Here is a 14,570-nt window from a genome sequence, read left to right as displayed (position 1 = left end):
TAAAAAATAAATCTTATAAATAACGGGAAAAAACATTGATGAGCAGAATATGGGTAATAGGCGGTACTGTAGAAACATATAAAGTTTGTGATGAATTATTGCACAATAACAAAGATATAATTGTAAGCGTAGCTACTGATTACGGATACGAAGAATTTGCAAAATTTAAGCAATTTTTGGTAAAAGGCAGAATGGATAAAATGCAAATGATAGAGTTTTGTCAAAATAATTGTATAAATAAAATAGTAGATGTATCTCATCCTTATGCAAAAGACGTATCTAAAAATGCTATGGAAGTATCTGATGAACTTTGTATTAAATATTACAGATATGAAAGAACGGATACACAGTTTTTACAAAAGTATGATAAGATGTATTATGCAGATGATCATGCAGATGCAATAAATTTGGCTAAAAAATTTAATTTTAAGAGAGTTTTTTTGACAACAGGTATAAAAGATGTAGATAAATATATAAAAGCCAATTTTGATGAGCTATTTATAAGAATATTGCCACGCAGTGAGCAAATAGCTTATCTTGAAAATAAGGGCTATAAATCCAAAAATATAATAGCAATGCAAGGACCGTTTACAAAAAATATGAATATAGAAACTATCAAGCATATAAATGCCGATGTTATGATAACAAAGCAAAGTGGTAAAGAAGGCGGATTTGATGAAAAAGTATCATCTTGCATAGACACAGAAATATCTGTTATAATTATAAAAAGACCATTATTAAAATATGAAAATAGGTTTGACAATATTGACTTTATGATAAAAAACATAATCTTAGGAGATGAATGATATATGAAATCAAAGCATGGAGCTAATCTTTTTGAACTTTCACAAAAACTTGGTTGTAATATAGAAGAGTTCAGAGATTTCAGTTCTAATATAAATCCTTTCGGTACAAGTAAAAAAGCTATTGAAAAACTGTCACACAATCTTGATAAGGTTTCTATTTATCCGGATCCTGAATATAAAGATTTGAAAGACAGTATATCAAATTATTGTAAATGTAAAACAGAAAATATACTATTAGGCTCAGGAGCAAGCAGTTTTATAAACTCATTTATAAAAATACTTTCTCCAAAAAATTCCTTAGTTTTGTCACCAGCCTATTCAGAATATGAAAAAGAGCTTTTAAAAATAAATTCAAATATATCAAAGTATTTTTTGAAATCAGAAAATAATTTTCAAATAAATTTAGATGAATTTATAGATTTTATAAATAAAAACGAGATAAATACAGCTATAATATGTAATCCTAATAATCCTACAGGAACTATACTTACAAATACACAAATAAAACAGATTTTGCAAAGTACAAACTGCTCTCTTATAATAGACGAAACATATATAGAATTTACGGACACCAATATATATAGTTGCGACAGTTTATGTGATTTTTATGATAAACTGTTTGTAATTAGAGGAACAAGCAAGTTTTTTGCATCTCCAGGAATAAGATTGGGATATGCCATTACATCAAACAGAAATGTGATAGAAAGCTTTGAAAAATACTACAATATACTTTGGGATATAAACATATTTGCTGATATAATGGGACAAGAAATGTTTGAAGATGTTGATTTTCAAAAAAATACTTTTGAAAGAATAACAAAGCAAAGGAATTTTATATTTGAAGAATTATCTAAAATAGATTTTTTCAAGCCTTATAAAACGTATGGTAATTTTATACTTGTAGAGATAAAAGGTAAAGATACAAAAGCAAGTGATCTTTATAATTATCTTTTGCAAAATAAAATAATTATAAGAGATTGCAGTAGTTTTGATGGACTTAATGAGCGTTATTTTAGGGTATGTATATTAAAAGAAGATGATAATGAAGATTTAATAAAACAAATAAAAAATTTTATAAATGGTAGAATATGATAATATTAGGAATTGATCCGGGGATAGCTATAGTAGGCTATGGAATAATAGAATATAAGAACAACAGTTTTAAAGTTTTAAGTTATGGAGCTATAACTACACCTGCAAAAATAAATTTGTCAAGCAGAATAAAATCTATATATGATGATATAAATACACTGCTTGCTAAGTATGATATAGATGCCCTTGCTGTAGAAGAGTTGTTTTTTAACAAAAATGTAAAGACAGCCATAGATGTAGCGCATGCAAGAGGTGTCATAATGGTAGCATGTTCAAATAAAGGAATACCTATATTTGAATACACTCCATTGCAAGTAAAACAAGGTGTTGTAGGATACGGTAGAGCAGTAAAAAAACAGATTCAGGAAATGGTGAAAATCATACTTAATTTGCCTGAAATACCAAAACCTGATGATGTTGCAGACGGTTTGGCGCTTGCAATATGTCACTGCCATAGCTCTAATCACAGTGATATTTTCAGAGCATAATTAGTTGATTTATAAAAAATAGACTGTAAAAATTTACAAAATTTTCTTGTATTTCTCACAGTCTATTTTTTTATATTATACAGTTTTATGCTGTTATCTAATAGAATAGTAGATAATTTATATTAATAAATCTGTAAATAATGTTGTATTTTATTAAATTTACAAAACACTATCTTTCTATAGAGCTTTAGTATCATACTATTATTTGACTAAATATAGGTATTTTTTAATATATTTGAGCGTATTATAATTTAAATAGTATTTAATATTATACATTGTTTTATTACATTTATGTTTTTTAATGTCATTTATTGTTTAAAAATATTCATAATAATGTTATAATTACTAAAACAACAAGATTATTACACATTATTTTGTTGTTGCTTTTTTTGTTAAATATATTATAATGTTTTATCAGTGATTTTGTTATTTAAAAGAAAGATTTGGGAGTATTTATGCTTGATTATATAAACGGAAAGGTTATGCAAAAAGGACTCGGATATGTTGTTGCGGAATGCAATAATATAGGATACAAGCTGCTTGTTTCACAAAATACGTCATATGAGCTTAATCTGGATCAAATAAATATCATATATACACATCTTGTAGTTAAAGAAGATGCTATATCTCTTATAGGTTTCAGTTCTATAACGGAAAGAGATATGTTTGAGCTATTAATCAGTATTTCAAAAATAGGTGCTAAGACTGCGCTTTCTATACTGTCTGTATATACACCGAGTGATGTAGCTAAGTTTATAAAATCATCTGATATAGTATCGCTCAGCAAAATATCAGGCCTTGGTAAAAAAACTGCTGAAAGGTTGATATTAGAGCTTAAAGACAAGATAGATATGTTTGTAAATACAGACGATGTAGTATTAAAACCCAATAACCCTGTTTCATCTATTGATAATTCTGTTACAGATGAAGCGGCAGAGGCTTTGATGATGTTGGGCTTTACAGCTAAAGAATCACAAAATGCTGTTCAAAAGGCTTATGATATAAAACAGAGTGAAGATGTTCAGGATATAATAAAAACAGCGCTTTCTTTATTGAAAAAATAAACTAAATTTACTCTTCAGCCTTTAAAAAATTCAATATTAAAAATTTATAATAAAAATAGATAATTGTGACAAGAAAAAATATAATAAATTTTTTGGTGTTAAACAAGCTGAATTAAGTTGTGAAATGAGTTATTATAAAGATATTAGCTTGTAACAAGAGGTGATGTATGATAGAAAACATAGATGACAGAATAATAAATTCGTCTTATAAAAAAGAAGATGAAAATGAGCTTGATTTAAGACCGAAGACTTTAGGCGAATATATTGGGCAAAAAAAAGTGGTAAATCAGCTTGATATATTTATAAAAGCGGCAAAGTCAAGAAGTGAATCACTCGATCATGTCTTGTTATATGGACCACCGGGGCTTGGTAAAACTACACTATCACATATAATAGCAAACGAGATGAATTCAAATATAAAAATAACGTCAGGACCGGCGATAGAAAGAGCAGGAGATCTTGCAGCACTGCTCACAAACCTTCAGCAAGGAGATGTACTTTTTATAGACGAGATACATAGAGTAAATCGTTCTGTTGAAGAAGTGCTATATCCTGCGATGGAGGATTATTGTATAGATATAATAATAGGTAAAGGACCGTCAGCACGTTCTATAAGGCTTGATATACCGAAATTTACGCTAATAGGTGCAACAACAAGATCAGGTATGCTCACATCTCCTCTTAGAGACAGATTTGGAGTAATACTTAATCTTGAACTTTATGACACTGAAGATTTGCTGAAAATAATACTTCGTTCAGCAAATATATTAAATATACCTATAAAAAAAGATGCCGGCATTGAGATTGCCAAACGTTCAAGAGGTACTCCAAGAATAGCTAACAGGCTCTTAAAAAGAGTAAGGGATTATGCACAAGTATTAGGAGATGGTGTAATAACAACGCAAATAGCAGATGAGGCACTTCATATGCTCGGTATAGATTCATTGGGACTTGATACAATGGATACAAGGATATTAAAAGCTATGATACAAAATTTTGACGGAGGACCTGTAGGTATTGATACTATATCTGCATCAGTAGGAGAAGATAAGGAAACAATAGAAGATGTATGTGAGCCGTTTTTGATACAAAATGGCTTTTTGATAAGAACACCGAGAGGAAGAATGGTTTCAGAGAAAGTTTATGAACACTTCAAAATATCTAAAAGAGGAAAATAATATGAAAAGTTTAAAGTTATTTTTTATTATGGAAGTAATGTTTTTTGCGTTTGCAATCTTTAATATCAATTATGTTTATGCAGAAGATTTGCTGATTTTTGATCAAGAGGTTCAAGTGAAAGAATCACCGATTTTTGATAGAAGTTTGCAGTCAAATGAAATGAAAGATGTAAAACTGAAAAATATCAAGGCAAAAGATATACAAGCAAATGACATTCAATTAAAAGATATTCAAGTAAATGATGTTCAAGTAAAAGATACTAAGGATATACAATTAAGTTCAAAAAAAATAGCTATAGGACTTAAATTTGACAAGACAAGTGTAAAAGAATTAAAATTTAAATCAAATGGATTGTCAATTTCAAATGATGCAAGCACAAAGGTAATTAGCACAGATAAAATATTTACGGCAAAACCTCTGCAATTTGTATATGTAGATGAAAATTCAGATACAGAGAGTTCTTCTGATTTTATGTTTGCGGAAAGCATGGATAAGTTTAAAAATGCAAGTTTAGATAATAAGTATACAACTCAAATAAAAGATGCTATAGGTATTTATGATTCAAAAAATAATCTAATAATAACAATACCTGCAAAAAGTGATATTTATTTTATTTCAAATGATTTGTCTCCGATAGAAGTTTTTGACAAGAAATATAGAGGCGGATTAAAATTTATAAACAATAATTCAATGCTTGCAGTTATAAATTATCTTTATGTAGAAGACTATTTGTTAGGAGTTGTTTCAAAAGAAATGGTATCTTCTTGGAATTTAGAGGCATTAAAAGCACAGGCTATAGCGGCAAGAAGTTTTGCATACAGCAACTATAACAAGTTTTCAAAATATGGCTTTAATCTTACAGATGATACAAGAAGTCAAGCGTATGGAGGATTTTCGGCAGAAACTGACAATACTACAAAAGCGGTAAACGAAACAAAAGGAATTGTAGGCTATTATGAAGGTAAAATTGCAGAACTGATATATAATGCAAGCTCAGGTGGAAAAACTGAAAGCAGTCAAAATATATGGCTCAGTAAAATACCTTATCTCATAGCACAAGATGATCCATATTCAATAGGTAATCCATATGATAATTGGAGTTTTTCTGTTACATCATCAGAAATAGAAAATATCTTCAAAAAAAGAGGTAAATATATAGGAACATTGCAAAACGTTACAATAGATGATATAACTTCTCAGGGCTATGTGATAAAGATGACTTTTAACGGAAGTATTTCAAGTCAAACTCTAAAAAAAGACGAGATAAGAGGATTATTTGGAAGCTCAAAATTAAAAAGTCTAAAATTTGCTATGACAAATTCATCAGGAACGTATAATTTTTCCGGTAGCGGTTATGGTCACGGTATAGGAATGAGCCAATACGGAGCAAAGTCTATGGCGGATAAAGGTTATAATTATACACAAATATTGGAGTTTTATTATCCGGGTGTAAAACTGGAACAAATTAAATAAATATACAAAAGGAAGAATTTTAATTGAAAACGAATGATTTTTATTATGATTTGCCTGAAGAGTTGATTGCTCAAGTCCCTCTTGAGGATAGAAGTGCATCAAGGCTTATGGTGTTGGATAGAAATACAGGTAATATACAGCATAAGACATTTAAAAATATAATAGATTATGTGGGAAAAGATGATGTGTTTGTATTTAACAATACAAGAGTTCTGCCGGCAAGACTGTTTGGAAAGAAAAAAGATACAAATGCAAATATAGAAATATTGTTATTAAAAAGAATAGAACTTAACAAGTGGCAGATATTGGTAAAACCTGCAAAAAGAGTAAAAATAGGCACTCAGATATATTTTGGCAATGGTGATATGATTGCCGATGTATTGCAAGAGTATGATGAGGGAATAAGGATAGTAGAATTTTCATATAATGGTGTTTTTGAAGATATAATTTCAAAATACGGATTTATGCCTCTGCCACCATATATTAAAGAAAAATTGAGCGATAAAGAAAGATATCAAACAGTGTATTCCAAGATAAACGGTTCATCAGCCGCACCTACAGCGGGACTACATTTTACAAAAGATCTTATAGAGAGTTTGAAAAATAAAGGTGTTCAAGTAGAATATATTACCTTACATGTGGGGCTTGGGACATTTAGACCTGTAAAAAGCGATAATTTGAAAGAACATCAGATGCACAGCGAATACTATAATATAACTGAAGAAACAAAAAACAGACTTAATGATGCAAAAAAATCTGGTAAGAGAATAATAGCAGTAGGCACAACAACAGTTAGAACTTTAGAATCCTCAGCAAATGGTTATGGATATATAGAAAAAACTCAAGATGATACTAATATATTTATATATCCTCCATATGATTTTAAGTTTGTAGACTCTGTAATAACGAACTTTCATTTACCAAAGTCAACTTTAATAATGATGATAAGTGCATTTGCAGGAAAAGACAATGTATTTAGAGCATATGCGGAGGCTGTAAAAGAAAAATATAGATTTTTCAGTTTTGGAGACGCTATGTTTATACAATAAAAGATATTAATACTAAAAATCTTTTAAAAAGCCATATATAATATGAAATAATGCAATAAATATTCACATAAAAATATATTATATAGAAATCAAAATTGTATGGCATTTCAAATTGGCAATAGTATAAGATAAACCAAATTACTTTCAGATTGTAATTTAAAATAGATAATAGTATAAGAAAAACACATAAATATTATTTGTATAAATTAATCTTATAAATATTAGTATAAAATGATTAGAAAGGCTTAAAATGCAAAAACCTTTAGAATTTGAAGTTATAAAAAATTGTACTCACAGCAAAGCGAGATATGGAAAATTAAAAACATTACACAATGAGTTTGAAACGCCGATATTTATGCCTGTAGGCACAAATGCTACAGTAAAATCAATGTCAGTAGATGAATTGAAAGAAATAAATGCACAAATAATATTATCCAATACTTATCATTTATATTTAAGACCAAGTGATTTGATTGTGAAAAAAGCCGGCGGTTTGCATAAATTTATGAATTGGGACAGATCAATACTTACTGATAGTGGCGGTTTTCAAGTATTTTCACTTGGAGATTTGAGAAAAATAAAGGAAGAAGGAGTATATTTTCGTTCACATTTAGACGGTTCAAAGCATTTTATGGGACCGGAAGAGTCTATAGCTGTACAAAACAATCTCGGCTCTGATATAATGATGTCATTTGACGAATGTGCACCATATCCTGCAAGCTATGAGTATATAAAAGACTCTTATAAACGTACATCAAGATGGGCAAAAAGAGGACAAATAGCCAATAAAAATCCGGAAACTCAAGCATTGTTTGGTATAATACAAGGTGGAATGTATCAAGATTTGAGATATGAATCTGCAAATGAACTTGTTGAAATGGACTTTTTGGGGTATTCGATAGGAGGGTTATCTGTAGGAGAGCCTAAGCCGTTAATGTATGAAGTATTGGATTATACAGTAGATTTAATTCCCAAAGAAAAGCCGAGATATTTAATGGGAGTAGGAAGTCCTGACGATTTGTTTGAAGGAGTTATAAGAGGTATAGATATGTTTGACTGTGTACTTCCTACAAGGATTGCAAGAAACGGCACAGCTATGACTTCAAATGGAAAAGTGGTTGTTAGAAATGCAACATATCAAGAAGATTTTACACCATTAGATGAAGAATGTGATTGCCATGTATGTCGCAATTATTCAAGAGCGTATATAAGGCATCTTATAAAAGCAAATGAAATACTTGGTGCAAGGCTTATAACATATCACAATCTATATTTTTTAATCAATCTTATGAAAAATATAAGAACAGCTATAAAAGAAGATAGACTCTTGCAATATAAAAAAGATTTTTTCGCTAAATATTATAAAATATAGATTATTTATTAAGATAATTTTAATAATATTATGATATTATTTTTCTGTAAACAAATCTACCGGAGAATTTATGAATGTAGAAACTGAAGCTGTAATATTAAAAACTCAAAAATATAAAGAATATGATGAGATAATAACAGTATTTACTAAAAAGTTTGGCAAAGTAAATATGTTTGCACGTTCGTCAAAAAGGATAAAAAGTCCGTTACTTTCAGGTACTCAGCTATTTGGATATGTAGATATGGAAATAGATTTAAGAGAAAGTGGAACTAAACTTTTTAACTCAAAAATAAAAAAGAGCTATTACAAATTTTCGGAAGATTTGTCAAAGTACTATTTTGCAAGTTATATATGTGAACTTATAGAAAAAACTCAACAAGAAAATCAAACGGATACAAGATTATTTTCAATGATAATAGAAGTCTTTGAGCATATAGAAAAAGGAAAGTGCAATTTAAAACTGTTAAGGCTAATTTTTGAGTTGCAACTGCTTAAAAGTTTAGGTATAACACCTAATCTAAGTAATTGTAACATTTGTAATTCAACTGATACAGATATTTTGAAATATATAGACATATATCAGGGAAGTATAGTTTGTGAAAATTGCGTTAAAAATAATAAACTTAATGTTTACAGACTTGATAAAAACCTGATTAGATTCATAAAATATGTGTATAATAACGATATAGATAAAAGTCTAAATGTGAAAATAGCAGATATTTTGTTGGAACAATTAGATAAGTTCATACAAGTATATATGTGTTCTCATTTTGGAAATTTGAATATAAATTCATATTTAATAGTAAAAGAGGAGGAAAAAATCAATGATAACATTAGAAAAAATTGATCAGATTGTAGAAAGAACAGGTGTATCATATGCACAAGCAAAAGAAGCTCTTGAAAAAGCCGAGGGAGATGTAGTAGAAGCTATAATATATATAGAGCAAAGCAGTGCAAGATTTTCAAAATCAGTGTCAGACAGTTTTATGCTCAAAAAAGATGAAGTTATAGAAACTCTGAAAGATTTAATCCAAAAAGGCAATGTCACAAAAATAATAATCGAAAAAGATGCTAAAAAAGTTCTTGAAGTACCTGTAAATATAGCTCTGTCTGCAGGAGTGTTGTCATTGTTTTTAGGAACATTACTTATACCTGTAGTAGCAGTGATAGGAACCGGAATGTATATAGGCAATTTCAGAATAAAAGTCATAAATGATGACGGTAGCGAAATAGATGTAAATGAAGAAACACAAAGAAGATTGTTGGAACTTAAAAATAAAGTTGATATAAGCAAGAAAAATGAAGAAAAAGACGATTTAATAGACATAACTAATGAAGTTATAAACGAAGCTGACAAAGGAACTGAAGATAATAAAGAAGATGAAGAAAAATAATTTTTGTAATTATTGATATTGACTTAAAATTAAAATAAGATATTGTTAATTTTTACATTAAGTAACAAATATTTAATAAAAAATTAAGCAATTTATGATATTATATAAGTAGTAGCTAAGCTATTACTTATATTTTTTTTGCATTTATACAAAAATAGATGGAGGTATATAATGAAAAAAATACTTGCAATGATAATGCTTATAGTATTAGTGTCATCAGTAGGCTGTAATAATTCGCAAGAAAAAGAGCATAACAATCAAACTACAAGTCAGACTCAAAACGATAAAGAAAATAAGGATGAAAAAGAAACAGAAAATAAAGACAAAGAAATAAACAATAATACTGTAAAAACAGATAAAGTGTCTGAAAAAAGAGAAATAACAGCACTATATTTTTATGATAACTCAAGTTTAATTTTTGATAAAACTATATCCGAAAAAGATTTAAGTGATTACATATCTAAAGAAACAAAAGATGAGTTTGATAAAACAACTCTTTTAAAATTAGAGGTAGAAGATAATAAAATAATCTCTCTAAAAAAACAGGACAAAGCAGAAGTAATGGGGATATATATAGGACTTGGAGATTTAAATATAGCTGAATTCAGTTATAATTCAAATTCATTCAGATTGGAAATATCAGAAGAGCAAGCAGAAGAATTGGAAAAAATACCTGAAAACCAAATGCTTTCATTACAAATAGAAAAATCAAATCAAAATGAAAGTAATTTTAGACTCATTAATTATTCTTTGAAATAGTTATTTTAAATATTTATCTATATTTCTCATTATATATTAAATTAGCTTAAAAATGGAATCAAAAATATATAGTAAATTTGTTAAATAAAATGATTTACAGCATATTCAGCAAACTTATAATAAATTTATTATATTTGTTAATTTTTGACTTAAAATTTTTATAAAAAAATATTTTTATATCATTCTTAATATAGATTAATAAAATGCAGTATATTAATTATAGACTTTATTGTAGGGGGGTGCATTTTAGTGGGAGAAAAATTATTATTTTTAGGAGTTGCATTAATGCTCATTGAAGCTTTTATACCTGGGTTTGGAGTGTTTGGAGTATCAGGTATTTTGGCATTTATAGTCGGTATAGTCTTTGTATCTCCTAACATATATTATGCGATTGCAATAATAGCTGTGGTTGTTGGAATATTTGCTATCATTTTTGCATTAATAGCAAAAAAAATTCCTAAGGGGAGTTTGTATAAGACATTGTTTTTAAAGACAAATTTGAACAACGAAGAAGGTTTTCTATCATCAAAAGACAATAATAAACACCTTGGAGAAGTGATGATAGTAGATACTTTTTTAAGACCGTCAGGAAAAGTAAAAAAAGATGACAATGTATATGATGCTATGAGCGAAGGTGAATTTATAGAGAAAAATGAGAAAGTAAAAGTTGTTGGAAATAAAGGATATATACTGATTGTAAAAAAATTGGAGGGAGAATAATGGTATCCTCGCTATTTATAATTTTAATTTTAATCGTAATAGGAATAATAATATATTTAATCAGCAGGTAATTAATACTATTACCTAATTAAATATAGATATTTTTAATTTAATACTAATAGTTATTTAATTAATGAATAAAATATATATAATTTTTTTACTTTGAGTATACATAATTTTACTTATACTATGTTTCCGTTTGAAATACCATATAGTTTTGATTTCTATATTATAATTTCTATGTACATTATTTTATGTTATATATGGTTTTTTAAAGCTTTTTAATATTAACAAATAAACCCTAACAGAAGAAGATAAATTATTCTATTATTTTTAGCATAAAAATATAGATACTTTAATTTTTAAGTCGGTAATTTTATTAAAATAAAAAAATTGAGGAGGAAGGTATATGCCTAATATTATATCAGTTATATTTGCTGTTATCGCACTTATAGTAATAGTTATGTTTTTAAATATGTTTCCAATAGGACTATGGATAACAGCAATGTTTTCAGGAGTTAATGTATCTATAATGACACTTATAGGTATGAGATTTCGTAGAGTAAGACCGTCAAGGATAGTAGATCCTATGATAAAAGCCACAAAAGCAGGTTTAAAATTATCAATAGATAAACTTGAAGCGCACTATCTTGCGGGTGGAGATGTAAATGGAGTTGTAGATGCACTTATAGCGGCACAAAGAGCAAATATAGATTTGGAATTTGAACAAGCGGCGGCAATAGACCTTGCAGGTAGAGATGTACTTGAGGCCGTACAAGTATCAGTTAACCCGAAAGTTATAGAAACACCAATAATATCAGCAGTAGCAAAAGACGGTATAGAAGTAAAAGTAAAAGCAAGAGTTACAGTACGTGCAAATATTGAAAGACTTGTCGGCGGTGCAGGAGAAGAAACAATTATAGCAAGAGTCGGAGAAGGTGTTGTAACAACAGTAGGTAGTTCCATAACACATAAAGAAGTTTTGGAAAATCCGGATAAAATTTCAAAAACAGTACTTGAAAAAGGACTTGATTCAGGAACTGCATTTGAGATATTGTCAATAGATATAGCAGACGTAGACGTAGGTAGAAATATAGGTGCACAACTACAGACAGATCAGGCTGAAGCGGATAAGAAAATTGCGCAGGCAAAAGCGGAAGAAAGAAGAGCTATGGCTATTGCACAAGAACAGGAAATGAAAGCGAAAGTTGTAGAAATGAAAGCAAAAGTCGTAGAATCAGAATCAAAAGTACCTCTTGCAATAGCACAAGCATTTGAAAACGGTAAGTTAGGAGTTATGGATTACTATAATATGAAAAATATTATGGCAGATACATCTATGAGAGAATCTATATCACAGTCTTCTCATACGACATTAAAAAAAGAGGATAAATAGTCATGAACGCTTCAATTAAAATCAGTGTTATACTGAATATAGCAATTTCAGTTATTACATTATTAAGTGTTATAGCCTCATTTAAGAAAAAAAATAGAAAAGATTCTAAAAAAATCAAACACAAAAAAGATATTAAAAATAATAGACAAGGCGAATATGTAAATAGAAAAAATTCACAGCAAAATACTATAAAATATGTAGAAAGTATTTTTAATAGTAAGAAAGAAGAAGCAAAAGAATATGCCGAGTTTTTATCAAATTACACTAAAGATAAAAAGAATTTCAGTAATAAACAAAAAAATGCTAAATTAGAAAATAAAAAAACACAAAGAAATATAAATAAATCACAACAAGAGATAATCAAAAAAATAGATGATATTATTTATAATTATGACAAAGATGATAAAAAAGTAAAAAAATATGCTGAAAACATTAAAGAAATTTTTGAATATGAACATTATGACTATTCTAAAGAATGTATTGAAGAAGAATTTGATTTTGACTTGGAAAGAGCAATAATATATAGTGAAATATTGCAAAAACCTTTATCTTTAAGATAATTGATAAAATTATTCCCTCTTTAAATTTATGATGATTGTTCCAATAGATAATTGAATAATATTTAAATAATTTTACATTACAAATGTGATTTTAATTAATATCTATTTTTTATGGAATAATATTTGTGAATATTAAGAGGGAATTTTATTATTATAGTATTTATCTAATTAAAGCCTATATGATATCTGTTGGGGTAAACTCTAACAGATATTTTTTGTGAAAAAAATTTACATAAGCAATTGATATTTTATTCATTTTATGTTAATATATATTGTCAACAGATAATAGGCGATATTGTATTTAATGTAGTTTATCAGATTGTTTTATGAAGTCAGTAAAATAATTTATTGATTTATCAAAAATGTTTTCAATATCTAATGCTAAGTTTTTATTAGAATAATTTCTTCACATATAATTAAGTATAAGTAGATTAAAATTATTACCGATTACTATAGTGATTATTGTAGATTTTAAATCCTAAAAAACTATGAAAATTTTTTAAAATGTAAAAAATTTATTCATATTAAAGTAATAATGGAATCTTATATTATAAATTATATTTGGATAATGTTGTGTGGATTTTTCTAAAGAGTAATCCATGAAAACTGCTCTAATTTAGTATCAATTTTATTTATATGTTTTTTCGTTTTTTAGCACTATTTTTTATAAAGTTCTAAATAATAAAATTAAAAAGAAAGGGAAGATAAATGAAGAGAAAAAAAATAGCACTTGTGCTATCACTGATAATGACGCTCACGAGTATAAACGTACCGTTATCACAAGCACAAGGCGACATAGAAAACCACTGGGCAAAACAAACAATAACAAAATGGCAACAAGAAGGATTCCTAAAAGGAGATAAAAACGGGAACATAAACCCTGACAACAACATAACAAGAGCAGAATTCATAACATTGATAAACAAAGCATTAGGATACAACAAAACAGGAGACAAAATAAAAACATACAAAGACATAAAACAAACAGATTGGTACTACAGCCAAATAATGACAGCAATAGAACAAGGATATATAAACGGAACAAGCAAAGATACAATATCACCAGGCAGCAACATAACAAGACAAGAAGTAATGACAATAATAAACAAAATAGCAAACACAAAAAGCAAAAGCCAAATAGACAAAAATCAAATAAAAGACATAGAAAAAACATCAAGTTGGGCAAAACAATCAGTAGAAAACATGATATCAAACGGA

At 28.0% G+C, this 14,570-nt stretch carries 15 protein-coding genes; all 15 read left to right on the top strand.

The features are described 5' to 3' along the window. The first annotated feature begins 38 nt into the window (after positions 1-38). On the top strand, positions 39-806 hold the full coding sequence (cobK, locus tag HMPREF9629_RS11835; protein WP_009526274.1) for a precorrin-6A reductase: 768 nt from the start codon (positions 39-41) through the stop codon (positions 804-806). A 3-nt stretch (positions 807-809) separates the two neighbouring features. Next, entirely contained in the window at positions 810-1,898 is a 1,089-nt protein-coding gene (locus HMPREF9629_RS11830; RefSeq protein ID WP_009526273.1) for a pyridoxal phosphate-dependent aminotransferase, read from the top strand. Then, positions 1,895-2,386: a crossover junction endodeoxyribonuclease RuvC gene (ruvC, locus tag HMPREF9629_RS09945; RefSeq protein ID WP_009526272.1), complete on the top strand. Its 492-nt coding sequence runs from the start codon at positions 1,895-1,897 to the stop codon at positions 2,384-2,386. The genes HMPREF9629_RS11830 and ruvC overlap by 4 nt, the downstream gene beginning before the upstream one ends. A 455-nt stretch (positions 2,387-2,841) precedes the next feature. After that, positions 2,842-3,450, top strand: coding sequence for a Holliday junction branch migration protein RuvA (ruvA, locus tag HMPREF9629_RS09940; protein ID WP_009526271.1), 609 nt, complete (start codon positions 2,842-2,844; stop codon positions 3,448-3,450). Positions 3,451-3,617: 167 nt separating this feature from the next. Next, positions 3,618-4,628: a Holliday junction branch migration DNA helicase RuvB gene (gene ruvB, locus HMPREF9629_RS09935; RefSeq protein WP_009526270.1), complete on the top strand. Its 1,011-nt coding sequence runs from the start codon at positions 3,618-3,620 to the stop codon at positions 4,626-4,628. Position 4,629: 1 nt separating this feature from the next. Continuing rightward, the gene (locus HMPREF9629_RS09930) at positions 4,630-6,102 is read left to right on the top strand and encodes a SpoIID/LytB domain-containing protein (RefSeq protein WP_009526269.1); all 1,473 of its coding nucleotides are present in this window, start codon (positions 4,630-4,632) and stop codon (positions 6,100-6,102) included. A 23-nt stretch (positions 6,103-6,125) separates the two neighbouring features. Beyond that, positions 6,126-7,151, top strand: coding sequence for a tRNA preQ1(34) S-adenosylmethionine ribosyltransferase-isomerase QueA (queA, locus tag HMPREF9629_RS09925; RefSeq protein ID WP_009526268.1), 1,026 nt, complete (start codon positions 6,126-6,128; stop codon positions 7,149-7,151). A 250-nt stretch (positions 7,152-7,401) separates the two neighbouring features. Then, a complete protein-coding gene (tgt, locus tag HMPREF9629_RS09920) occupies positions 7,402-8,523 on the top strand; it encodes a tRNA guanosine(34) transglycosylase Tgt (protein ID WP_009526267.1) in 1,122 nt (373 codons plus the stop codon). Positions 8,524-8,593: 70 nt separating this feature from the next. Continuing rightward, positions 8,594-9,370, top strand: coding sequence for a DNA repair protein RecO (recO, locus tag HMPREF9629_RS09915; protein WP_009526266.1), 777 nt, complete (start codon positions 8,594-8,596; stop codon positions 9,368-9,370). After that, the gene (locus HMPREF9629_RS09910) at positions 9,348-9,917 is read left to right on the top strand and encodes a DUF4342 domain-containing protein (protein ID WP_009526265.1); all 570 of its coding nucleotides are present in this window, start codon (positions 9,348-9,350) and stop codon (positions 9,915-9,917) included. Before recO ends, HMPREF9629_RS09910 begins: the two co-directional genes overlap by 23 nt. 171 nt (positions 9,918-10,088) lie before the next feature. Continuing rightward, positions 10,089-10,676 carry a hypothetical protein gene (locus HMPREF9629_RS09905; protein ID WP_009526264.1) on the top strand — a complete coding sequence of 196 codons (588 nt, stop codon included), beginning with the start codon at positions 10,089-10,091 and terminating at the stop codon, positions 10,674-10,676. Positions 10,677-10,925: 249 nt separating this feature from the next. Continuing rightward, on the top strand, positions 10,926-11,396 hold the full coding sequence (locus HMPREF9629_RS09900) for an NfeD family protein (protein ID WP_009526263.1): 471 nt from the start codon (positions 10,926-10,928) through the stop codon (positions 11,394-11,396). A gap of 409 nt (positions 11,397-11,805) precedes the next feature. After that, the gene (floA, locus tag HMPREF9629_RS09895) at positions 11,806-12,792 is read left to right on the top strand and encodes a flotillin-like protein FloA (protein WP_009526262.1); all 987 of its coding nucleotides are present in this window, start codon (positions 11,806-11,808) and stop codon (positions 12,790-12,792) included. A gap of 2 nt (positions 12,793-12,794) precedes the next feature. After that, on the top strand, positions 12,795-13,352 hold the full coding sequence (locus HMPREF9629_RS09890; RefSeq protein ID WP_009526261.1) for a hypothetical protein: 558 nt from the start codon (positions 12,795-12,797) through the stop codon (positions 13,350-13,352). Between the two features lie 708 nt (positions 13,353-14,060). Further along, positions 14,061-14,570, top strand: a 510-nt coding sequence (locus HMPREF9629_RS09885; protein ID WP_009526260.1) for an S-layer homology domain-containing protein, incomplete at its 3' end; no start/stop codon positions are given.

This window comes from Peptoanaerobacter stomatis (genome assembly GCF_000238115.1).
Classification (GTDB): Bacteria; Bacillota; Clostridia; order Peptostreptococcales; family Filifactoraceae; genus Peptoanaerobacter; species Peptoanaerobacter stomatis.
This window is presented reverse-complemented; position numbering and strand designations above follow the sequence as displayed.